General features: G+C 61.2%; 18 protein-coding genes. 11 read left to right on the top strand and 7 right to left on the bottom strand.

Features of this window, described 5'->3' with window-relative positions; all coding sequences use genetic code 11:
• Positions 1 to 234 precede the first annotated feature (234 nt).
• Together BPSG_RS00300 and BPSG_RS00295 are read left to right on the top strand one after the other, a co-directional pair.
• The gene (locus tag BPSG_RS00300; protein WP_026644258.1) at positions 235 to 438 is read left to right on the top strand and encodes a MerR family transcriptional regulator; all 204 of its coding nucleotides are present in this window, start codon (positions 235 to 237) and stop codon (positions 436 to 438) included.
• 764 nt (positions 439 to 1,202) lie between these two features.
• On the top strand, positions 1,203 to 3,161 hold the full coding sequence (locus tag BPSG_RS00295) for a toprim domain-containing protein (protein ID WP_152595143.1): 1,959 nt from the start codon (positions 1,203 to 1,205) through the stop codon (positions 3,159 to 3,161).
• 1,347 nt (positions 3,162 to 4,508) lie between these two features.
• Here the strand turns inward: BPSG_RS00295 and BPSG_RS00290 are convergent.
• The 4 genes from BPSG_RS00290 to BPSG_RS00275 all read right to left on the bottom strand — a co-directional run bounded on the left by BPSG_RS00290 (position 4,509) and on the right by BPSG_RS00275 (position 8,671).
• Positions 4,509 to 4,922 carry a hypothetical protein gene (locus BPSG_RS00290; protein ID WP_026644256.1) on the bottom strand — a complete coding sequence of 138 codons (414 nt, stop codon included), beginning with the start codon at positions 4,920 to 4,922 and terminating at the stop codon, positions 4,509 to 4,511.
• A 1,093-nt stretch (positions 4,923 to 6,015) separates the two neighbouring features.
• Positions 6,016 to 6,495 carry a D-aminoacyl-tRNA deacylase gene (gene dtd, locus BPSG_RS00285; RefSeq protein WP_026643979.1) on the bottom strand — a complete coding sequence of 160 codons (480 nt, stop codon included), beginning with the start codon at positions 6,493 to 6,495 and terminating at the stop codon, positions 6,016 to 6,018.
• 26 nt (positions 6,496 to 6,521) lie between these two features.
• On the bottom strand, positions 6,522 to 7,418 hold the full coding sequence (locus BPSG_RS00280; RefSeq protein ID WP_022858004.1) for a carbohydrate kinase family protein: 897 nt from the start codon (positions 7,416 to 7,418) through the stop codon (positions 6,522 to 6,524).
• 5 nt (positions 7,419 to 7,423) lie between these two features.
• The gene (locus BPSG_RS00275) at positions 7,424 to 8,671 is read right to left on the bottom strand and encodes an ROK family protein (protein ID WP_051592089.1); all 1,248 of its coding nucleotides are present in this window, start codon (positions 8,669 to 8,671) and stop codon (positions 7,424 to 7,426) included.
• 317 nt (positions 8,672 to 8,988) lie between these two features.
• Between BPSG_RS00275 and BPSG_RS00270 the strand changes: the two genes are divergently transcribed.
• The 4 genes from BPSG_RS00270 to BPSG_RS00255 all read left to right on the top strand — a co-directional run bounded on the left by BPSG_RS00270 (position 8,989) and on the right by BPSG_RS00255 (position 14,714).
• Positions 8,989 to 10,620, top strand: coding sequence for an ABC transporter substrate-binding protein (locus BPSG_RS00270; RefSeq protein WP_026643980.1), 1,632 nt, complete (start codon positions 8,989 to 8,991; stop codon positions 10,618 to 10,620).
• Between the two features lie 105 nt (positions 10,621 to 10,725).
• Positions 10,726 to 11,820, top strand: coding sequence for an ABC transporter permease (locus BPSG_RS00265; RefSeq protein WP_026643981.1), 1,095 nt, complete (start codon positions 10,726 to 10,728; stop codon positions 11,818 to 11,820).
• A 1-nt stretch (position 11,821) separates the two neighbouring features.
• The gene (locus BPSG_RS00260) at positions 11,822 to 12,973 is read left to right on the top strand and encodes an ABC transporter permease (RefSeq protein ID WP_026643982.1); all 1,152 of its coding nucleotides are present in this window, start codon (positions 11,822 to 11,824) and stop codon (positions 12,971 to 12,973) included.
• Positions 12,966 to 14,714, top strand: a complete 1,749-nt coding sequence (locus tag BPSG_RS00255) for a dipeptide ABC transporter ATP-binding protein (RefSeq protein WP_026643983.1) — start codon at positions 12,966 to 12,968, stop codon at positions 14,712 to 14,714. The genes BPSG_RS00260 and BPSG_RS00255 overlap by 8 nt, the downstream gene beginning before the upstream one ends.
• 110 nt (positions 14,715 to 14,824) lie before the next feature.
• On the opposite strand, the gene BPSG_RS00250 is transcribed toward BPSG_RS00255, so the two are convergent.
• The 3 genes from BPSG_RS00250 to BPSG_RS00240 form a co-directional block, all read right to left on the bottom strand.
• Entirely contained in the window at positions 14,825 to 15,538 is a 714-nt protein-coding gene (locus tag BPSG_RS00250; RefSeq protein WP_238548914.1) for an NAD(P)H-binding protein, read from the bottom strand.
• A gap of 144 nt (positions 15,539 to 15,682) precedes the next feature.
• Positions 15,683 to 16,210: an NUDIX hydrolase gene (locus BPSG_RS00245; protein ID WP_026643985.1), complete on the bottom strand. Its 528-nt coding sequence runs from the start codon at positions 16,208 to 16,210 to the stop codon at positions 15,683 to 15,685.
• Positions 16,207 to 17,790: an aminopeptidase P family protein gene (locus BPSG_RS00240; protein WP_026643986.1), complete on the bottom strand. Its 1,584-nt coding sequence runs from the start codon at positions 17,788 to 17,790 to the stop codon at positions 16,207 to 16,209. The genes BPSG_RS00245 and BPSG_RS00240 overlap by 4 nt, the downstream gene beginning before the upstream one ends.
• Before the next feature lie 181 nt (positions 17,791 to 17,971).
• Between BPSG_RS00240 and BPSG_RS00235 the strand changes: the two genes are divergently transcribed.
• From BPSG_RS00235 to BPSG_RS00215, 5 genes are all read left to right on the top strand, one after another.
• A complete protein-coding gene (locus BPSG_RS00235; protein ID WP_051592090.1) occupies positions 17,972 to 18,304 on the top strand; it encodes a nucleotidyltransferase family protein in 333 nt (110 codons plus the stop codon).
• Between the two features lie 17 nt (positions 18,305 to 18,321).
• On the top strand, positions 18,322 to 18,738 hold the full coding sequence (locus tag BPSG_RS00230) for a HepT-like ribonuclease domain-containing protein (protein ID WP_051592091.1): 417 nt from the start codon (positions 18,322 to 18,324) through the stop codon (positions 18,736 to 18,738).
• A 72-nt stretch (positions 18,739 to 18,810) separates the two neighbouring features.
• Positions 18,811 to 19,377, top strand: a complete 567-nt coding sequence (locus BPSG_RS00225) for a GNAT family N-acetyltransferase (RefSeq protein WP_026643987.1) — start codon at positions 18,811 to 18,813, stop codon at positions 19,375 to 19,377.
• A 91-nt stretch (positions 19,378 to 19,468) separates the two neighbouring features.
• Positions 19,469 to 19,894: a hypothetical protein gene (locus tag BPSG_RS00220; protein ID WP_129867766.1), complete on the top strand. Its 426-nt coding sequence runs from the start codon at positions 19,469 to 19,471 to the stop codon at positions 19,892 to 19,894.
• A 132-nt stretch (positions 19,895 to 20,026) separates the two neighbouring features.
• A complete protein-coding gene (locus tag BPSG_RS00215) occupies positions 20,027 to 21,571 on the top strand; it encodes a bifunctional folylpolyglutamate synthase/dihydrofolate synthase (protein WP_026643989.1) in 1,545 nt (514 codons plus the stop codon).
• Positions 21,572 to 21,704: the final 133 nt, after the last annotated feature.

Here is a 21,704-nt window from a genome sequence, read left to right as displayed (position 1 = left end):
TGCTGTAGCGCGGATATGCTTGTATGCGAGGGGCCCAAGACCCTTAACCCTTGGGCGTCGAGGCGAGACGGAAAACCGACATATGACACCCCCTCATGTCATGAACCATCGAGGGCGTCGAGGCGAGACGGAAAACCGGCACGAAACAACAGGACTGCCCCCTGTAAGGGAGGGCGTGGGCAACCATACCCGCCGACCCCTGCCGGGGCGTGAACCATACGAAAGGTGTGCACCATGAACGTGCAGACACAACTCCAGCCCGCGACCGACACGCGCAAACTTATCCCCATCAAGGAAGCGACGCACATGCTTGGCATGAAAGATGTTCGCGTCACCAAACGCCTTATCCATGAGGGGCGGCTGAAAGCCAAGGTGATCGGCCGCAATATCCTTATCACAAGCCGTTCGCTCAACGAGTTCACCGACTACAAGGGCTGAAAAAGAGGGGACGAACGGAACATGAGGAACATACACATACGCCCCCAGTACAAGCGCATACCGGGAGCGTGGAGCATGAATAGGCGACAAACCCAATGCTACCAACACGCCACGGCTTTGCGTGAGGGGGTGGCACGGTGAACGAAACGTCTTACGAACGGTTACGTAACAGCGCGGTAGACCATGGGCTGCGGTTCAAGGAAAACCGTACGGGCGACGCCATGATGCAATGCCCCGTGCACACACCCGACCACACACCAAGCGTGCATGTCACCTACAAACCCGGCAAGGGCGTCACCTTGCTGCATGACATGCACGACGACAACGCCACAGGGGACATTTTGCGTGAACTAGGCATGTCCGAAAGCGACCTGTACGACACACCAAAACAGGCAATCCGCCATGATTCCCGCAGGAACCGAGACATTGGGGAAAGCGTGCGGGCATTGGCCCGGGTACGGGAACAAGAAGCGGCGCTCGCCGCATCTTGGAAACCCGCAGGGCCCTACACGATGCCACAGTGTGTGCCCTACGACGAGGCAACGCTCACGAAACACATGACCGACCTGTGGGAAGCGTTAGGAATGCCCCTTGTCGGGGGTACGAGCACATGCCCCATATGCAATGCCGGTACGTTGCATATGGCGCCCATACACGCCCCCAATGGTGAATACGCTACGGGTGTGTTGCTTTCCTGCACGTCCTGCGCCCCCAAAGCCCTGTACGATCACCTCGCGCAAAACCTGCGGATCACCACAACACGCATGAGCATATCCGACACGCATGTGTTCATCACCGACACCACGCATGGCTTCACATTCGCCTACGAAGACGGGCTGACGGTGCACCGCACAGGGGACGGGCAGGGAGGCAAACGCATAAGCCAATCGGGAACCACGGGCGGCAAACATGTGCCCTACCTGCTCACCCCGTCCACTGAACACGCGAAACACACGGGCGTGATCTTCATCACCGAGGGGGAGAAAGATGCGGCCGCGATGCTCACCGCAGGCTATGCCGCGATCTCCACGACAGGCGGCGGCGGCAACGTGGCGAACACACTGAACATAGACGCGACGGTTCAAGCGCTCGCAGGTTTGAACGTGGTTGCCATCTGCGACAAGGACACGACCGGCGACAAGTGGCGGCAGGCCCTGTACGACCTGCTCACCCCGCATGTGAACGACCACGGTTTGCAGTCCCTCACGTTCATACAGGCGTGCGAGCCGTGCCATGACGCGGGCGACGCTGTGGCTTTGGGCCGGTTCGAGTTCGAGCGGGTGCAACTTGAAGCCGACCCCCGACAGGACGTGGCGGAAGAAACGGACGACGACGACCAAGTGCCGTTCGTTGACACCGACGATTTTTGGGAGCAAACCCCGTATCTACAGGCGATCTGCAAGGCGGCGCGGGCATGTCGTGTGGCTCCAACCGCAGTGTTGGGGATCGTGTTGGCGCGTGTCTCTGTCATGCTTCCCCCGCAGGTCGTCACCCCCGCGTACGTCGGCGGCAGGAAAGGCAGCATGAACCTGTTCGTGGCAGTCCTTGGCGCGAGTGGTGACGGTAAGGGAACCGCGGCGAGTGTAGCCGCCCGTCTCGTGCCATACCTGTTCGGCGCACGCACTGAGAAACCAAGTTCAGGTGAAAGCCTCGCGGCCCTGTACGCGCAGTGGGCGAGCGAAGAGAACCCGCAGGACGCGAAGCACCCCATCACATACTTAGCGTGCGCCAATCCGCGAGCGCTTATCGACATACCCGAAGTGACGTGGCTTGGATCGGTCGCCGTCCGTAAGGGCAGCACGTTGGGCGGCGAACTCGCGTCCGCGTTCGTTGGCGAACGTTTGGGTGGGGCTACCAAGGATCAAGCGAAGACGATCACCGCGCCTGAGGACGGGTACCGTATGGCGTTGATTACGGGCGTGCAGTATGCGAACGCTGACGCCCTATTCAATATGAGCGGTACGGGCGTACCGCAACGGTTCCTGTGGGTGGATACGCTCGACAACAACATGCCGGAAACCGCCCCCGCATATTATGAGGGGTTGCTTGCACCGCTCGTGGATCGTGGCAGCGTCCCCGACCCACCGGAAAACCTGCAAGCCTTGTACCGTGCGGGCAGCATAGCGAACATGCTCAATGGTGAACGCGCGTGGGGTTTTATCGAAATGCGCTACCCGCCCGAAGTACGCGAACGCACCGACAGGCTACGGTACGAGCGCAATCTAACGAAGAAACGCGGCGAAGACGGGGGAGACAACCTTGCGGGGCATCTCAACCTCGTTCGTATCAGGGTCGCGGGCTTGCTGCCATGGTTGGACGGGGCACGCGAAGACCATACGCAGGTCACGAGCGAAGACTGGAGGATAGCGGGGCAGATCATCGAGTATTCATGCCATGTGCGCGACAAGTGCCGTGAACGCTACTTGCAGACGGTGCGCGACAACCGCGCCGAATATGAGACGGTACGCAAGGGTGCACAGGACGATGCGGAACGTAACCTAGCCACGATCCGGCAAGAGACCCCCGGCAAGGTCGTGGCGTTCCTATCCAAACGGGAACGTAAGGGCAAGCCGTTCAAGGGCACCGACATAGCAAGGAATATCAGCAGGAAGTGGCGCCCCTACGTATATAAGGCGCTGGACGAACTATGTGAACAGGGAATGGTGCAACGTGTCGAGGATACGGGCGCGTCCACAACGTCCACATGGGCGATCCTCGGGTAGCCCTGTTCTCCCTTATAGGCAGGTAGACAAGTCTACCTGTCTACCTGTTGCGGCAGTAGGGCTTAGCGGTTGTCTACCGATTTGTCTACCTGTCTACCTGAGTGCCTTATGCCGTGCTTTGGTAGACAAGTAGACAATTTGGTAGACACCCGCTCAGCCCTACTGTTTATTGAGGTAGACAAGTAGACATGTCTACCTGCTTAGAAAACAAGAACGTTCGCGAGCGCCACGGCGCCAACGGGGGCGCTCGCGGACAGTCGGCCATGTGCCCGTCGCGTGGAAACGGGCATGTGCCCCACGAACCCGATCAAGGCAGGGGGAGTGCCTCCCTCCCCGCAGCTCGCGGCGCCCTCGGGCAAAGCGCCGATATATCCCCGGCGTGATCTCAAAAAGTCAGCCTGACGTTTTGGAACCGTAAGGACGCGCACGCCATGCGCAAAAAGGGGCCCGGTAACTCACCGCATACCCCCGGTATACCCCCGGTATTCTTGCGGGAAACACCTGCACCACGTATAAGCGTCCACTGTCTTCTAACATCGTATATGTGCGCCGACAAGCGGGAAACACAAAACCCCAAATGTTTGAAACCGTTTTACTTGCGGCGCACCCCACCGGCGGTCTAGCGCACACGCCCATAGGGATCACCCCCTACCCCCTGCGGGCGCCCCACAGCATGACGGGGTGCGCCATGCTGCCAGCCGATCACGATAAGCGTTACGGGTTTCGGACGTTGCGGGCGCGCGAACACAGGAGCAAGCGCGTTCGCGCTTCTTCTTCGATATTGCGCGCGCCATCTCATGTTTCTTCGTTCGTTGTGGCTCGTTGCCTGTTGGCGCTTTTCATGTTCGATGTGCCGGCGCTCGCGCGCATTCATGAACGGTGCACCCACGACAGCGTGAGACGGTTGCGGGAAGTCGTGAGCTTCCCCTTATGGTTCGCGCCATCTCCAAGCAAACCGGCAGGCAAGCGAACGAACAACGTGGCGCGCGATGGGGTACCCGGTGTGCGGGGAGAGGGGACGGGAGGCCACGCGGATAGCGGGCCGGTTGGCGAGCGCCGCAAATCGAACCGCCCCCGTATCGATAGCGAGCGCGGCGCGTGCGGCGTGGGGCGTGGGGCGTGCCCGTGCATAGGGAGAGGCTCCCTCCACGACAAAACGTCGTCGAGTTTCGGACAGGGCGTGCCCGTGCATAGGGAGAGCCCCCCCTATGCACGTATGCCCTTACCGTGGTGAGATTACACGCCCTGTGCGCCTGTGTAAGGGGCTGAAAACGGTCACGCATGGTAGCGCGCCCATGTGCCCGTGTGTGCCCGTGTACCGCCCGTCTGCGGGGCTTGCGGTCGTGCTTACGCCTCGCCATCTTGTACGGTGGCGAGCAGGTTGGAAGCCCATTCGTAGGCGTTGCGCAGATCGGTGCGCATACGGTCGAGGCACGCGAACCATTCTTCCAAATCGGCAGGTGAGGTGTCGGGGCTGTCCGCCTCGAACTCTATGCGCGCGTCGAGCACGGGCCCCTCGCTCACATAGAGGCTTACGCCGCCCATGGCGCCGCAATCAATGTCCAAGAGCATCACGCAATGATCTTCCGGGCATGGTTCGCACATGTACCCGCCATATGTGTCGGGGGTGGCCTGCTGTGGGTGTGTGGCGCCGTTGAACAGCGCATATAGCTCGTCGGTGTCCATCGGGGTGTGCCTGTCCTGTGGGTGATTGGGGGCGGGCGCCAGCTCGTTGTTCGGGGTGCTTGTGGTGTGTTCCATGGTCGTGTTCGCTTTCCGTGTAGGTGGCCCGTTACATGCGGGATAGGGGGGAACTTAGGGGGGAACGTTTTGGGCATGTTCGCGAAACACTAATGTTTCCAATGGTTTTCGGTTGTACTGTTCAATTCCCCGCGGCTCCACTTTCAAACCCGCCAGAAATGGCGGGTTTTCTTGTATTTCCAACGGTTTTCGCGCTTCCTCGTTTCACTCGTGCGCCCTGAAAAACGCCCTGATTCCTCATGAAGCGTGGGCAAAATGTGGGGGAAAATGGAGGGGGAGGACCAACAAGTGTGTCGGGTTGGTCGCCCCATGTCGTGCCGGTGTGGAGGGCGGGGTCTGGCTGGTGCCGGTGCCCAATGGCGGCTGTCGGTGGCTGAGGCCAGACGCGGTATGCTGTCGGAGTCGCGTGAGACAGCTGTCGGTGGCTGGGTCTAGCCATGAGGGGCTATTGATTGCGCTTTGTAGGGCTGTTGGTGTCTGGGTATCGGCGCCGACGGCCATGGCGGTGACCTGAACGGCGAATTCGTCATGTACCTATCCATACTTCCGCTACGGGTAGTGCCTGTCGGATACCCTTTCCCTACAATGTGCCATTTTCCAACGATTGTCAGCAGATTTTGTCTGCAAAGGCACTACCCGTAGCGAAGGGGGCACTACCCGTAGCGAGAAGGTAAACGCCGTCTCAGTTGGCAGTCGCCACACGCGGTGGTAAGAGATGGCAAGGATTGGGGCGCTTTTTCCTGGCTGGCACCACCCTCAACCGCCAGCCGGTAGCACCCTCAAACCACCATAGGTGCGCTGGCACGCGAGCGCTCACTTTGCGTTGATCCGCTGGCGGGGCGTCAATGCAAGCTCGCCTAGATAACGGTAGATTGGGGCGATGTCGAACTTGCTGGGGAACTCAAGCTTCCTCTCGCCGAACGATTCGCTCTCATGTATGTGGCGTGTCGGTGGGATGTCATCGTGGAAAAGTTTTATGCTAAGGGCAAAACACCTAGATGGCCGGCAATGGTGCACGCCGTAGGTGCTGGCGCCGTTTGTTCCATTCCTGCCGTTGTGGATGCCGTTGCGGCCATATGACCAGGCGCAGTGGTCACACTCCCAGTTCGTCGCTGTCGAACAGGATCGTCACCGGTCCGTCGTTGGTCAGTGACACACGCATATGCGCGCCGAACCTGCCCGTGTGTACAGGCAGCCCTTCGGCGCACAACGCGTCGTTGAACCGTAGCCACTGTTCGCGTGCGCGCGTCGGATCCATCGCGCCGGTGAAACTCGGGCGGTTGCCGTGCCGCACCTGCGCGTAGAGCGTGAACTGCGGAATGGACAACACGGCGCCCCCGACGTCGCGGATCGAACGGTTCATTTTGCCATCTGCATCCGCGAAGACGCGCAGTTTGGCGATTTTTGAAGCGAGCCAAGCCAGATTCGGTTGCTCGTCGTGTTCGCCGAACCCGACGAGCAACACGAATCCGGGGCCAATGGACTGCGGCTCGAATGAGGGGTCGGGTTCGCCCGTCCGCTCATCGACGACGTCCACACTGGCCTGGCTGACTTTCTGCAATACGATTCTCATGGCACCTATGGTAGGGCCAGAGTGGGTCACATGCCGGCTTCGGCGAGGTAATCGGGCATCTGGTCCGGATAGGTGGGCCATGCGCCGTTCTGCGTGCACACAAATGCGGCGGTGTTCACGGCGGCGCGGTGGGCCAGGCCCAGCGAGTCGCCGCACAGCAGACGGCCGGTGAACGTGCCGGAGAACGAGTCGCCGGCGCCCACGGTGTCGACGACCTCGACGTGCGGGGTGTTCAGCGTGGAGATCTCGCCGTCGTTCGACATGATCGTGGAGAACGTGGCGCCGCCCGTCAGAATCAGGTAACGCAGGTCGTACTGCTCGATGAACCAGCGGCATGCCTCGTCGTCCGAGGTGTTCTCGATGCCGAACATGCCGCGCAGGAGCAGCAGCTCTTCGTCGTTGATCTTGAACACGTTGGCGTAGCCAAGCATCTCTTCGATGAGTTCCTTCGAATACATGTCACCGCGCAGGTTGATGTCGAAGAAGCGCAGCGCCTCGGGCTTGGTGTGCTTGAGCAGCTCGATGATCGTCTCATGCGACTCGGGGGAGCGCAGCGCGAGCGTACCGAAGCTCACGGCGTCGGCCTGCTGCACGATGTCGATGAGCTGGTGCGTGTACAGGATGTGGTCCCATGCCACGTTCGGCACGATCGTGTATTCCGGGATGCCGTTGCGCAGTGCGACTTCCACGGTGCCGGTGGGCCACGCGTTGCGCTGCAGCACCGTGTGGATGCCGGCCTTTTCGGTGGCCATCGCGAGCTCGTCGCCGAGCTCGTCCTCGCCCACGGCACTGATCGAGTAGCTTTCGGCGCCGTTCATCATCGAATGGTAGGCGAAGTTGACGGGCGCACCGCCTGCGCGCTTTCCGGAGGGGAGCATGTCCCACAGGAGTTCTCCGAGCGAGACGACGATTGGCTTGGTCATGGTGGTCACCTTTCTTGATTGTTGTGGCTGGTTGTTGCGTTGTGCACAGTCTGTGGTGTGAAGAACCGCGAGGGGTGGTCCAGGATGTACATGATCGCCACGGCGGTGGCGCCGGTCACCGCGGCGTCGGTCGGCAGCGTCGACAGTTCGATCGCGGTCGATTCCACGAGCTCCGGCAGCACCCGCTCCCGCACGACCTCGCGGACGCGGTCAAGCAGCGGTTCGCCCGCTTCGGCCACGATGTCGCCGATGACGATGCGCGAGGGGTTGAACGCGTTGCAGATCGTCACGCAGCCGTAGCCCACGTAGGTGCCGATGCGCCTGACGAGTTCCTGCGCGCGTGTGTCACCGCGCCCGGCGAGTTCGAACAGCGCGATGCAGGCCTCGTGATGGGTGAGCGCGGGCGAATCGGGCACGATCGTGCGGTCTTCGTTGAGCAGGTCGTGGATCGCGACGGCCGAACAGTACCGCTCCAGGCAACCGACGTTGCCGCAGTCGCAGGGTATGCCGTGTACGTCGACGCTCACATGGCCGATTTCGGTGGCCGTGCCGAGCGCGCCGTTGATCACGGACCCATGGTCGATCACGCCGAGGCCGATGCCTTCGCCGAGCAGGTAGTAGGCGAGGTTCTCGTTGCGCGGCTGTGGGTCGAAGAGGTACTGGGCCAAGGCGCCGGCCCGCGCGTCCTGCTCGATGATCACCGGAATGTCGAACGCGTGCTCGAACTCGGCTTTGAAATTGACTTCGCGCCACTGCCGCATCGACGAGACGACCGCCGTGTGGCCGACGCTGCGCAGATACGGCCCGGGCACGGCCATGCCGATCGCCACGATGTTGGTGAACTGCCGCATGATCGAGCGGATGAGCTGCTTCACCGCTTCAATCGCCTCGGCTGGAGTGGGGTAATCGGTCGCCTGGTCCACCCAGACGGCCTGTGCGCTGCCGGCCAGGTCGAACAGGCCGATCTGGATGAGGCTGCGCGCGAATTTGACGCCGAGCACGCGGTATTGCCCGGTGTTGACCGCCAGTCCGATCGAGCGGCGGTTGCCCTTGCCTTCGAGCGGTCCGGTTTCGATGATGGCGCCGCTGGAGAGCAGATGGTTGCTGATTTTGCTCAGCGCGGCGGGGGTGAGGTGCAGCGCCTGCGCGATCTGCGCGCGTGAGGCGATGCCATGATGGTACAGGTATTGCAGTGTTCGCGAACGGTTGTATTCCGAAAGGTTCTGCTGGTCGCCTGCGGTCTGCGTGGTCATGGCACCTCCTTCGGTGACCTTATGCACATCTCTGTGTTAACGATGTTTATATATTAACGCTGTTAATCAATAATGCAACGCGACACGCCGACGTCGCGTCCATCGGGGTCTCACTATGCGAGCTGGCGAGGGCACGCTGGGCGTGAATGGCCAAAGTGTAACGGCACACTGCCGTGAGAGGGGATGCCCTGCGATTCGTAACGCAAGAGGCGCTCGGACGAAACATACAGGTAACGCTTGCGACGAAAAATCGGCTGCGCACTGGGCCCATGGCGTCATGCTGTCGGCCAACCACCAAAGAGAGAGAGGGGCTGTTTGTGAACAGCAGGAAGATCATCGCGGCCGTCGCGTCCATTGCGGCGGTGGTCTCGCTCGCCGCATGCGGCGGCGTGAAGGACGATGTCTCCGCCGGCAATGCCGGCGGAGACGCCATCATGATCGGCACCACCGATAAGATCACGAGCCTCGATCCGGCCGGCTCGTACGACAACGGTTCGTACGCCGTGCAGATCCAGGTGTTCCCGTTCCTCTACGCGCAGGACTACAACTCGTCTGAGTTGTCGCCGGACATCGCTGCGGACGAGGGTACCTGGAGCGAGGACGGCAAACAGTTCACCGTCAAGATCAAGCCGGATCTCAAGTGGGCCAACGGCAACACACTCGACGCCAACGACGTCAAATTCTCCTATGACCGCATCATGCAGATTAACGATCCGAACGGTCCAAGCTCGCTGCTGGCCAACATTGAGTCCATTGAGGTGCCAGACGACCAAACCGTCGTGTTCAACGCGAAGGTGCCCTTCGATGTGACGCTCAAGCAGGTCATGAGTTCGCCGGCCGGCCCCATCGTCGACAACGAGGTTTTCGCCGCCGACAAGCTGACCGACGCCGACACGATCGTCAAGGCCAATGCCTTCGGCGGCCCCTACCAGCTTGACTCCTTCAAAATCAACGAGGCGCTGAGCTATGCGAAGAACCCGAACTACCAAGGTCTGACCCCGGCCAAGAACGACGCCGTGCAAGTCAAGTACTTTGCCGACACCTCGAACCTGAAGATGGCCGTCGAGCAGGGTCAGGTGGACGTCGCGCACCGTTCGTTCACGCCGACCGACATCGCCGACCTCGAGAAGAACGACAAGGTCAAGGTTGTTCAGGGACCCGGCGGCGAGGCGCGCATGCTCGCGTTCAACTTCAAGCTGCAGCCTTACGGTGAATCACAGCCCGACGCGGATGCCAAGAAGGCCCAAGCTGTGCGCCAGGCCGTGGCGTGCCTGCTCGACCGCAGCGAGCTGAGCGAAAAGGTGTACAAGGGCACCTACGCCCCGCTGTACTCCTACATCCCCGACGGTCTGTCCGGGCATGAGGACACACTCAAGGACGCCTACACGAAGGACGGCGCGCCCGATCTGGACAAGGCGAAGAAGATCCTGGCCGACGCGGGTGTCAAGACTCCAGTCGACCTCAAGCTGCAGTACAACGGCGACCACTACGGCTCCAGCTCCGCCGACGAATACGCCGCCATCAAATCTCAGCTCGAAGACGGCGGCCTGTTCAAGGTCGACCTGCAGCAGACTGAATGGACACAGTACAACAAGGAACGCGTCGTCACCGACGACTCCGACGGCACCTATCCGGTCTATCAGCTCGGCTGGTTCCCTGACTACTCCGATCCGGACAACTACTTGTCGCCCTTCTTCCGCGATGGTAACTTCGTCAACAACGGATACTCCGACAAGGAAGTCAACGACCTGATCGTGGCCCAAGCCGGCGAGAAGAACGAGGCCAAGCGCGAGGAGATGCTCAAACAGATCCAGAAGCTCGAGACCGAAGACCTGTCCACCATCCCGTTGCTGCAGGGCAATCAGGTGGCCGTGACCGGCACCAATGTCAATGGCGTGGTGCTCGACCCCTCCTTCCGTTTCCGCTACGCGTCCGTCGAGAAACAGTGACGCCCCGCATCTGCTGAACGACATATGCACCCGTGGCCCGTCCGCCATGCCTCGGACGGGCCACGAGCGCCATCCATAGACCATCCATGATTTGAGGAGTATAGGGTGTCCAGTACCACAGACGCCGGCGCCGCCCCAACCGGAGCGAAAGCCGGCGGCGCGCATAGAAACAGGCTTTCCGCAGGATTCTTCCGATTTATCATCGGCCGTTTCCTGCTCATCATCCCCACCGTGTTCATTCTCGTCACGATCGTATTCTTCGTGATGCGGGCGACCGGCGATCCGATCTCCGCAGCCATGGGCGGAAGGCTCACACCGGACGAGCTGCAGCGGCGCGTGCATGAGGCTGGCTACGACCGGCCGCTCATCGTGCAGTACGGCGAATACCTCGGCGGTATCCTGCGCGGTGATCTGGGCACCACGCTCACCGACAACCAACCGGTCATCTCCGTGCTCACACGCTATGGTGCGGCAACACTCGAACTGGCGGTCCTCGCGCTCATCGTCGCGCTCGTCATCGGCATCGGATTCGGCCGACTTGCCGCCAAATACCGCGACCGCGCCACCGACGCTGGCGTGCGCTTCTTCGCGATTCTGTGTTACGCCACGCCCGTGTTCTTCCTCGGTCTCGTGCTCAAACTCGTCTTCTCGGTAGGTCTAGGCATCCTGCCCAGCTCGGGCCGTTCCTCACTGCAATCCGAGATGCAATTCTCAAGGCTCGTGTCCCCGACCGGCTTGTATATCGTCGACGCACTGCAGTTGGGAGACATACGGGTGCTGGGTGACGTACTCATGCATGCCGTGCTGCCGGCGCTCGCGCTCGGTCTGCTCACCGCGGGTGTTTTTATCCGCCTCGTGCGCACGAATGTCATCTCAACCTACAACACCGGCTACATCGAGGCCGCTCGCTCGCGCGGCGTGAGTGAGAAGCGTCTCATGAGCAAGCACGCGTGGCGTCCCGCGCTCATCCCGATCATCACCGTCATGGGCATGCAGATCGCGCTGCTGCTTGCCGGTGCGGTGCTCACCGAGACAACCTTCGAATGGAAGGGCCTGGGTTTCATGCTTTCCAACTATCTCAAGGCCCGTGATTTCGTCGCGGTGCAGGGCATCGTTATCCTCATCGCCATCATCGTGTCGGTGGTCAATTTCATCGTCGACGTGATCAGCGCGCTCATTGATCCGAGAGTGAGGTACTGATATGAGCGAAAGCAACGAAACCACCGTCGGCGTGCCGGGCGACACCCGACTAGAACACCTGCAGATCTCCAAACCCGAGGCGCGCTGGCGCAAACTGCCCATCGTCCGCGACCTGCGGATCGCCGTTGGTTGGCAGAAAGCGATGCTCGTCGTCGGCCTCGTCATCACCGCGTTCTTCGTCCTCGTCGCGATCTTCGCGCCACTCATCGCGCCCTACGGCTACGCGCAGATCAAATCCGCCGACGGTGTGGCATTCCCCACCCAGGCACCCCCGTCACGCGAGCATATCTGGGGTACGACGGTAGGTGGCTTTGACGTGTTCAGTCGCACAGTCTGGGGCGCCCGCACCGCGGTCATCGCTATTGTCGTCGCCGTGCTGCTGTCCATCTTCGCCGGCGTGTTTCTGGGCCTCGTCTCGGGTTATTTCGGTGGATGGGTCGACCGCGTCCTCGTCGTGGTCGCCGATGCCGTCTATTCGTTCCCGTCACTACTACTCGCCATCCTCATGGCGATCATGATTTCCGGCGGCCAGTCAAGCTTGTGGGGCGGAATCCTCGCTTCGGGCATCTCAATCACCGTTGTGTACATCCCGCAGTACTTCCGCACAATCCGCGCCGAAGTCATCCGTATCAAGGACTCCGCCTACGTCGAATCGGCGAAGGTCGTTGGTGCCTCCACGTGGCGCATCATGACCAAGCACCTGCTCAAGAACTCCACGCGCACGCTGCCGGTCATCCTCACCCTCAACTCCTCCGAGGCGATCCTCACGCTCGCCGGCCTAGGCTTTCTCGGCTTCGGCATCGAACCGACGGCCGCTGCCGAATGGGGCTACGACCTCAACCGCTCTGTCGCCGACGTGACCGCTGGCATCTGGTGGACCGCGGTGTTCCCGGGGCTGGCGATTGTGCTCATCGTGCTCGGCATCACACTTATCGGCGAATCGCTCAACGATCTGGCCGATCCACGTCTGCGCGCACGCAAGTCCGCCGGCGAAGTCGTCGGCTCGATAGAGGACACATCCGTCGACCCGACCGAACGACCGAATTCCGACGAGCCAGTCGTCGAAGAGTTCATGACAAGTCAGGATCCACAGATCGCCGTCGTCTCGCGCGACGTGCCGGACGAATCCCGAGGGGTGATCAACGATGACTGAACAACGAACGGCACAGGCCACAGCCTCACAGGAGCGACTCGATGGCAATCTCGTCGACGTGCGCGACCTGAGCGTGTCCTTCATGACGGATGCCGGGCCGATCAAGGCGATCGACGGCATCGATTTCGTCATCCCCAAACGCACCGTTGTCGGTGTCGTCGGAGAATCCGGCTCAGGCAAGTCGGTTACCGCGCGCTCGATCATCAAGCTGCTGCCCGAAACCGCCACGACTGCCGGCGCGATCTATCTGACGGCACGCGACGACGGCGACGGCGTCGACGTGCTCACGATGAGCGGAGAACAGCTGCGCAAGGTGCGTGGCGGCCGTGCTGCCATGGTCTTCCAGGAGCCGAACGCCGTGCTCAACCCGGTCTTCACCATCGGCTGGCAGATCGAGGAGGGCCTGCGCGCGCACGGTATGACGGGTAAGAAGCAGCTGCGCGCCAAATCGGTTGAGATCCTCGAGAAAGTCGGCATCCCTGACGCCGCGACGCGCGTCGACTACTATCCGCATCAGTTCTCTGGGGGGCAGAAGCAACGCATCGTCATCGCGATGGCACTCGTGCTCAACCCCGGCCTGATCCTCGCCGACGAGCCGACCACGGCACTCGACGTGACCGTACAGGCGGAGATTCTCGATCTGCTGCGTTTGGCACGCGACGAATTCGGAGCCTCCGTGCTCATCATCACGCACAACATGGGCGTCGTGGCCGACATTGCCGATCAGGTCGTCGTCATGTACCGTGGGCACGTCGTCGAGCAGGGGAACGTCGAGCAGATCTTCTACCATCCGACGGCCGACTACACCAAGCGTCTGCTTGCCGCAGTGCCGCGCATCGGCGAGAAGCTCGTCGTGCACGCTGCCGACGGCCATATCGTCGAGCGCGGGGTCGACTGGCGGGCCGAACCGGTCGTCGTCAGGGCGAAAGATCTGACAATCACGTATCCAGGCCGTCTCATGCAGCCGGACTTCAAGGCCGTGGACGGCGTTGACTTCGAGATTCACGGGTCTGAAGTGCTCGGTCTCGTCGGCGAGTCCGGTTCGGGTAAGTCGACGACCGGACGTGCAATCGCCGGCCTGCAGAAAGTGTCCGGCGGTTCGCTCGAGGTCCTCGGCGTGCAGATGAACGGGGTGCGCGAACGTGCCTTCAAATCCAAGCGCGCTGAGATCGGCTTTGTTTTCCAAGATCCGGGCAGTTCCTTTGACCCGCTCATGACGATTCTCGAGAATGTCGCCGAGCCCCTCATCGTGCACGGCGTATACAGGACACCTACCGCAGCACAGAAGGAGGTCGGTAGGCTGCTCGAGATGGTGCAGCTGCCCAAGGCGTACATGAACCGCTTCCCGCACGAACTGTCCGGCGGCCAGCGTCAGCGCGCCTCGCTCGCGCGCGCTTTGGCGCTCAAGCCGAAGCTACTCATAGCGGATGAGCCGACGAGCGCGCTCGATGTGTCCGTACAGGCGAAAGTGCTCGAACTGTTCAAGACACTGCAGGTAGAGATTGGCTTCGCCTGCTTGTTCATCACGCATGACTTGGCGGTTGTGGATATGCTCGCCGACCGGATCATGGTGATGCACAAGGGGCACATCGTCGAGCATGGCGACGCGAACACAATCATGCGCCATCCCAAGGATCCCTACACACGCAAACTGCTCGCATCGCTGCCGGTGCCTGATCCGCGCGAACAGCGCGCGCACCGCGAAGAATTGCGCCGCATCCTCAAGCAGGAAGCCGGCTGAGCGCGGTCCCGCGTATGAAAAACAGCGCTGGCGTGGGTGGCGTCTGCTGGTTCTCAGCGGGTGTCGCCCACACCGACGCAGTTTTTCATACGCGCTTTGTGTGCGGTGCGTCACTCCGAACGATGCTCGGTGGAAGCGGAACGGAACCATTCCGGCTTGTCGCCGTCGGTGCCGGGCTTGTCGAGTCCAATCGACGCGCGGACCTCTTCGCCCGGGTCGAGCAGCAGCTTCACCACTTCGCTTGCCACGGACTTGCGCGAGACCTCGGTGCCACGGAAGAGTTCGCCCTTCTCGGTGATTTCGAAGTCCACCTCGTCTTTGTCGGTGAGCCAAGCCGGGCGGATGATTGTGTAGTCGAGGTCGCTCGCCTCGATCACGTCCGCCGCTTTGCGGTAGTTCACCAGATAATCACCCAGAATGTTCGCGCTCCATGCGCCGAACTCACCGGGAACCTCGTTGTAGATGCCGAGCGATGAAATCCAGACGAGCCGCTTGATACCCGCTTTGTCCATCATGTCCACCACGGCCTTGGCCATCGGAATGATGTCGGCGCTGCCGCGTTGTGTGGCCGCCAGATTGGCGTACACCTCGTCGGCGCCGTTGATCACGTTGAGCACGTCGTCCGCGTTCTTCGCGCCACCTTTGACGATGGTCACGCGCGGGTTGTCCTTGATGTCCGCGCCGAGTTCGTCCTCGCTGTGGATGAACAGTGTCAGTTCAATATCGTCATGGGCGAGCAGCATGCCTTCGGCAATGCGGGCGATGCGGCCGTTGGCTCCAAGTATGGCGATTGTGGTCATAGTCACCTCTGATCGTTCACGCATGCAATGCGTGTGGCGGTGTCTCCGTCGATCCGAGGCCCATCTTAAGCGCGCGCAGCCGCGCATTGGCCAAACCAGCCCTTGGCAAACATGGGAATAGACTGTGCGCGCATCGTCCATCAGTCGATGCGCGCACAGCAGGGCGGGTCACAGATGCTCGATGACGTTGCGGAACGCGAACTGCGCGTGCGCGCTGCCTTCCGCGCGGTGCTTCAGGAACTGTTGCACATAGCCGATGCGCTCGCGCGAGCTTGCCGCGAGCGGCTCGGGAAGCGCGTCGAGCGAGAACCAGCCGACGGACGTGCTTTCGTCGTCGCCTACGACCGGCTCGCTGTTGCCGTCCGGCGCCACTTCGCACAGGAACAGGTGGTCCAGGTACCACGTCTGGTCGCCGTTGAGATAGGTCTTGATCTCATGGTCGGATTTGACGCTCACCAAGTCGGTGACGATGACGTCGACGCCCGTCTCCTCCTTCGCTTCGCGCACGACGGTGTCCGCGGGCTCCTCGCCGGGCTCGTTGATGCCGGTCACAAGCGTCCACTTGCCGTTGTCGGCACGCTGTTCGAGCAGGATTAGCCCGTCGTCGCGGCGCACGTATCCGGTCACGCCGATGAGCCACAACGGCATGTGGTCGATGCGCTCGCGCAGTTCGAGGATGAATTCCGGGGTACTCATCGCGCGTCCTTTGCGCCTTCGGCCGCCATCTGCGCCATCCATGCCTCCACGTCGTCGATCTGTTTCGGGATGCCCGCGGAGATCCATTCGGGGCCGTCCTCGGTCATCAGTACGTCGTCTTCGATGCGGATGCCGATGCCGCGGTACTCCGGCGGAATCATCAGGTCGTCCTCGCGGAAGTAGAGCCCCGGTTCGATCGTGAACACCATGCCCGGCGTGATCTTCGCGCCTTGGTACGACTCATACCGCGCCTGCGCGCAGTCGTGCACATCGAGCCCCAGATGGTGTGCCACGCCGCACGCGAGCCAACGGCGGTGCTGCTGGCCTTCGGGCGAGAGGCTCTCCTCGACGTCGACCGGCAGGATGCCCCAGTCGTGCAGGCGCTCGGCGATCACACGCATGCACGCATGGTGGATGTCGGAGTAGGTCGCGCCCGGCTTGGCCGCTTCGAACCCGGCCTGCTGCGAGTCGAGCACCGCCTGGTAGAGCTTCTTCTGGAAGTCGGTGAACTTGCCGTTGGTGGGGAATGTGCGCGTGATGTCCGCCGTGTAGAGCGAATCGACCTCCACGCCGGCGTCGATGAGCAGCAGTTCGCCCGCATTCACGGTGCCGGTGTTGCGGATCCAGTGCAGGATCGGTGCGTGCGCGCCGGATGCGATGATCGTGTCGTAGCCGACCTCGTTGCCTTCCTCGCGCGAGACCGCGTTGAACGCGCCTTCGAGGATGCGTTCGGAACGCGGCTTGCCCAGCGCGCTCGGCAGTTTGCGCAGGATGTTGTCGAAGCCGTGCTTCGTCGCGTCGACGGCGCGGCGGATCTCGCGCACCTCGAAACCGTCTTTCTCCATGCGCGCCTCCGACGCGAACTCGTGCAGCTTGTCGTCGTGCACGGTGTTGTGTGCCTCATCCGGGAATCCGTGCTCGGCGCGCAGTCCCTGCACCATCGCGGTGATCTGCGGGTCGGTCGCGCTGATCACGCGCAACTGCACGGCGCCGGGTTCGGTACCTACGTTCTTGCCGAGCATATCGGCGAGCTGGGCGATGTCGTGAGTCTCGATGCCCGTCATCGCCTCGAGTTCCTTCAATCCCGCGCGCGGGCCCACCCAGTATTCACCGTAGTGCGGGTCCTTGAAGAAATCCTGCGTGTAGTGGTCGGCACGCGGGGCGACGAACAGCATCGGCGTGTGCGTGCCGTCCGCGTTCGGGTCGAGCACGAGCACCGCTCCCGCCTCGTAGTCCTGCCCAAGGCCGGTGTAATACGAGAATGCGGAATCCGGGCGGAACGCATAGTCGCAGTCGTTGTTGCGCACCTTCGGCTGGCCGGCGGGGATCACGAGGCGCTCGCCGGGGAACGCCTCGCTCAGCGTCTGCAGGCGCGCGGGGGTGAACTCCGCGGATGCCAAACGCTCGATCGCGGGTTCGTTGTCGTCCCAGCCGCTGCTCATGAACTCCACGAATGCGTCGGAGCGCGGGCGCAGCGAGCGGTTGTTCACGCGGTCGCCCATCGGCTGGTCGTCTCCGGGGGCCGCCGCCTCTTCGCGCGCCTCGTATGCCTTGTCCTGTTCGGTGATCACTTCGCTCATTCCTGCCCTTTCTTCATCTGCTTGTGGAACGCGGTGGCTGTCGCCCAACATCGTAGTCACCACAGCGAACGTGTTCACGGAGCGTGTGGAGTTGCACAAATTTGCGGTTCCGAAAAGCTTTATATGAATCCCATGCTGGCTGATGATAAAATAATGTTCAGTATGTGCGGAAGGAGAAGGCATGGAGCATCTCACACCACACAAGATTGCAGCTATTGCGGTGCCAATCGCACAGGAATATGGAATCAAGGAACTGTATTTGTTCGGTTCGATGGCGCGGGGAACGCAAAACGAACAGTCCGACGTCGATTTCATCTACAATCTGCCATGTACTCCAGAGCAGTATCGGATGGTCATCGATTTTCGAAGGAGACTGAGCCAGTCTCTGGGCAGGCCCGTGGATCTGGTCCGCAAAGAGTATCTTGATGAGCCCAAAAAAGACAGGGATTCGGAGCGTATCCGCCGAGCGTTCATGCGTAATCTGCAACAGCATCCCGTTTATAAGATCCTATGAAGAGGGGATGGCAGAGCATGAGTCTGGGTGAAAAAGACGCCGTGCATTTGGCGGCCATGCTGAGATACCTGAATCTCGCATCCTCGTTCATAGGAGAGATGACCTTCGACGAATTCTCCGATGAATCGCATGTGCAAACCCAGTTCGCAGTCGCGATGGCAATTGCCCAAGTTGGGGAACACGTGAAAGGACTCTCTCGGGAATTCAGGTCAGATGAGAGCTCTGTTGATTGGCGTGAGATTGCAGGCACGCGGGATTGGTTGGTGCATAAATACGACGAGGTGGACCTTCGTATTCTGTACGGTTCGGTTGTAAATGACACCCCTGCATTGGTTGAGTTGCTCGAGTCTCTTCTCGAAGAAGACTCTGTGGATTTTGGACCTGTTGCCATGTTGGATGACATTACGATTCCTTTGCCACCGGAGGAAAACTAGGCCCTATCAACGCAGAGAGATCATTGGAGGGTCTAAGCGCGTCACCGCCGCTCGGAAGGCTAGGATTGAAACATGAATATCTATGACAACTGCCCGGAACTGAGTGACGACGCTTACCGCATCCGCTTGATCGAACCCAGGGACGCCGAGGACCTGCTCGCCGTATATAGTGACAAGCTCGCGCTGCCGTTCTTCAACTCCGACAACTGCCACGGCGCGAATTTCTACTGCCGCACATTGCACGACGTGCAGGAGAGTATAAAATACTGGCTCATCGAATACCACGAGAACCGCGGCTTTGTGCGCTTCGCTGTCGAATCACTGGAAGCAGGGGGAGTGATTGGCACGCTTGAGATGTTTCGGCGCGAAAGAGACGATTACTATGACGACTGCGGCATTCTGCGCATCGATCTGGCGGCCGCGTACGAACGCGAGGATGTCATATGCAGCATCCTCAATCTCGTCTCCGTGCCATTCATGACGCTGTTCGGTTGCGCGAAGATCGCGACGAAGGCGCCGATCTACGCGGTCGAGCGCCGCGCGGCGCTCGCGAACGCGGGGTATGCCGCGAAGCGCCAGCCGCTCATCGGGCACGACGGCACGCACTACTACGACTATTGGCAGATGTTGCGCGACTGAAGGGACGGCATCACCATAGATATAGGGATGGGGAAACGTGGAATCGCATAGTGCACATTCGTGGAAGCGGCTGACAAAGGCAATCGTCGCAGTGGTCGTAGTAGCAGCGGTTGCGGTGGGCGTGTGGTGGCTGTGGCCGAAACCGCTTGACACATCGCATACAAAGGTCGAAATCTCCGCATCCTCGAAATTCAAGACCGCACAGCTGGACGACTTGGTGCAGGCGTCGTACAGAGCGAACGCGGGGATGAAGAACTGCAGCGTCGACAAGGTCAAGTATGACGAACGGCAGAGCGAGGATATTGTCGATATGGAGATCGACTCCTATGACGAAGGCCACGGTTCCGCACTCGGAAGAGCGGTGAGGGAACATGGGCGCGATGGCGCGGCTGTACTGTTCGTCGACATGACCTGCCAAGAGCATGTCGACGACGAGGACCACGTGGAATGGTACATGTTGCTGCCGCAGGATGATGGCACGAAAACGTGGGTCCTGCAGGATTGGGGGAACGGCTGAGTCCGGATACTAGATAGTAGCGTGGGTGAGTCGCGAGGAGCGTTGGCATCGCTCGCGGTGGATGGTCAGTCAACGGCATAGAATGGACAGCTGTATCAAGTCGGCAGCACACAGCGGGAAGGCCAAGAACGAATGGCAGACAAGAGCAGCATCCACGACGTCGAACGTGACATCATGGGACGTCCGAGCGAACGGAACACAACGAATCTGGATCTCAAACGAATGAAGATGATCCTCGACCTGCTTGGTGACCCGCAGGATTCGTTCCGCATCATCCACATCACCGGCACCAACGGCAAAGGCTCGACGGCGCGCATGGCCGAAGCAATCTGCCGCGCATACGGCATGCGCACTGGACTGTACACATCGCCGCACCTTGAGCATGTGAACGAGCGCATCGCGATCGACGGGCAGCGCCTGTCCGACGACGATTTTGTGGAACTGTGGGATCAGGTGAAAGACTTTGTCGCGCTCGTCGACGCGAAGATGGACGCAGAAGGCGCACCGCGCATGAGCTTCTTCGAGGTGCTCACCGCGATGGCCATCTGGAAGTTCGCGGATGCACCGGTCGACGTCGCGATTATCGAAGTCGGCATGGGCGGCCGCTGGGACGCAACGAACGTGCTCGACGCGGACGCCGCCGTCATCGGACCGATCGACATGGACCATATGGCATGGCTCGGCGACACGGTCGAGCAGATCGCCGCGGAGAAGGTCGGCATCATCAAGCCTGGCTGCACGGCGATCATCGGCAGGCAGCCGCATGAGGACGAGGTCATGCCGATCATCGAGCAGGCGGCGGCTGAAAACCACGCCACGCTTGTGCGCGATGGGGTGGAGGCGGAAGTCGTGGCGCGCATGCCGGCCGTGGGCGGTCAGATGGTGACGCTGCGCACGCCGAACGGCACTTACGCGGACGTGCCGCTCGACAAATTCGGCGAGCATCAGGCGCACAACGCGCTCGCGGCACTGTGTGCGGCGGAGGTCGTCATTCCGGTGACCGGCCCGCTCGACGGCGACCTCGTCGGCGAGGCGCTGAGCTCGGTCAAGATTCCTGGGCGCATCGAACAGGTGAGGAACTCGCCGACAATCATCATCGACGGCGGACACAACGTCAACGCGGCCGAGGCGTTGCGCGCGGCGATCGAGGAGAACTACGACTTCACGCAGCTCGTCGCCGTCGTCGCGATGATGGAGGACAAGCAGGTCGAGGAGTATCTGGGCGTGCTCGAGCCGATCGTCAGCGAGATCATCGTCACCGAGAATTCATGGAAGGACCGCGTGATGCCTGCGGAACAGCTGGCGGACATCGCGCGCGAGGTGTTCGGCCCGGAGCGCGTGACGTGCATTCCGGACCTGCCCGAGGCGATCCAGGAGGCGGTGAACCGCGTGGATGCCGAAGACGAGCTCGGCGTCGGCTACGGGCACGGTGTGCTGATCTGCGGCAGCTTCGTGACCGCCGGTGACGCGCGCATGCTGCTCAAGGAATCGATCCATCCCGATCTGAAGTTGAGCAAGGCCGAGCGTGTGCATCAGCCGGTGGTGACGCCCGACGCGCGCGATGCCGCCAGTGTGGAGGACGAGGCCGAGCGCGAATACGAATCGGATGCGGACACCGATTTCGACGTCTTCGACGTCAACAGCATCCTCGGCGGCGATGACGACACCGCGGAGTAGTCGATAGTGTCCTTCCGCGTCTAGTGGCTAGCCACGGATAGCCTTGTATGGGCGTAGTGCTGGTAGTTGGTGTCTAGTGACTAGCCACATGAGGCTGCCACAGAGGAGGTAGGCGGCTGTTGGTGTCTGCCCA

Source organism: Bifidobacterium pseudolongum subsp. globosum, from assembly GCF_000741295.1.
Taxonomy (GTDB): Bacteria; Actinomycetota; Actinomycetes; order Actinomycetales; family Bifidobacteriaceae; genus Bifidobacterium; species Bifidobacterium globosum.
Note: the sequence above shows the minus strand (reverse complement) of the source record. Positions and strands in the feature narration are given on the sequence as shown.

Excerpts from the sequence above, each read along its gene's own strand:
- BPSG_RS00295 (WP_152595143.1), top strand. The coding sequence starts at position 1,203 with ATGAGCATATCCGACACGCATGTGTTCATCACCGACACCACGCATGGC.
- BPSG_RS00225 (WP_026643987.1), top strand. The coding sequence starts at position 18,811 with ATGAATATCTATGACAACTGCCCGGAACTGAGTGACGACGCTTACCGC.
- BPSG_RS00215 (WP_026643989.1), top strand. The coding sequence starts at position 20,027 with ATGGCAGACAAGAGCAGCATCCACGACGTCGAACGTGACATCATGGGA.
- BPSG_RS00235 (WP_051592090.1), top strand. The coding sequence starts at position 17,972 with ATGGAGCATCTCACACCACACAAGATTGCAGCTATTGCGGTGCCAATC.
- BPSG_RS00290 (WP_026644256.1), bottom strand. The coding sequence starts at position 4,922 with ATGGAACACACCACAAGCACCCCGAACAACGAGCTGGCGCCCGCCCCC.
- BPSG_RS00255 (WP_026643983.1), top strand. The coding sequence starts at position 12,966 with ATGACTGAACAACGAACGGCACAGGCCACAGCCTCACAGGAGCGACTC.
- BPSG_RS00300 (WP_026644258.1), top strand. The coding sequence starts at position 235 with ATGAACGTGCAGACACAACTCCAGCCCGCGACCGACACGCGCAAACTT.
- dtd (WP_026643979.1), bottom strand. The coding sequence starts at position 6,495 with ATGAGAATCGTATTGCAGAAAGTCAGCCAGGCCAGTGTGGACGTCGTC.
- BPSG_RS00245 (WP_026643985.1), bottom strand. The coding sequence starts at position 16,210 with ATGAGTACCCCGGAATTCATCCTCGAACTGCGCGAGCGCATCGACCAC.
- BPSG_RS00250 (WP_238548914.1), bottom strand. The coding sequence starts at position 15,538 with ATGCGTGAACGATCAGAGGTGACTATGACCACAATCGCCATACTTGGA.
- BPSG_RS00275 (WP_051592089.1), bottom strand. The coding sequence starts at position 8,671 with ATGACCACGCAGACCGCAGGCGACCAGCAGAACCTTTCGGAATACAAC.
- BPSG_RS00280 (WP_022858004.1), bottom strand. The coding sequence starts at position 7,418 with ATGACCAAGCCAATCGTCGTCTCGCTCGGAGAACTCCTGTGGGACATG.
- BPSG_RS00230 (WP_051592091.1), top strand. The coding sequence starts at position 18,322 with ATGAGTCTGGGTGAAAAAGACGCCGTGCATTTGGCGGCCATGCTGAGA.
- BPSG_RS00240 (WP_026643986.1), bottom strand. The coding sequence starts at position 17,790 with ATGAGCGAAGTGATCACCGAACAGGACAAGGCATACGAGGCGCGCGAA.
- BPSG_RS00260 (WP_026643982.1), top strand. The coding sequence starts at position 11,822 with ATGAGCGAAAGCAACGAAACCACCGTCGGCGTGCCGGGCGACACCCGA.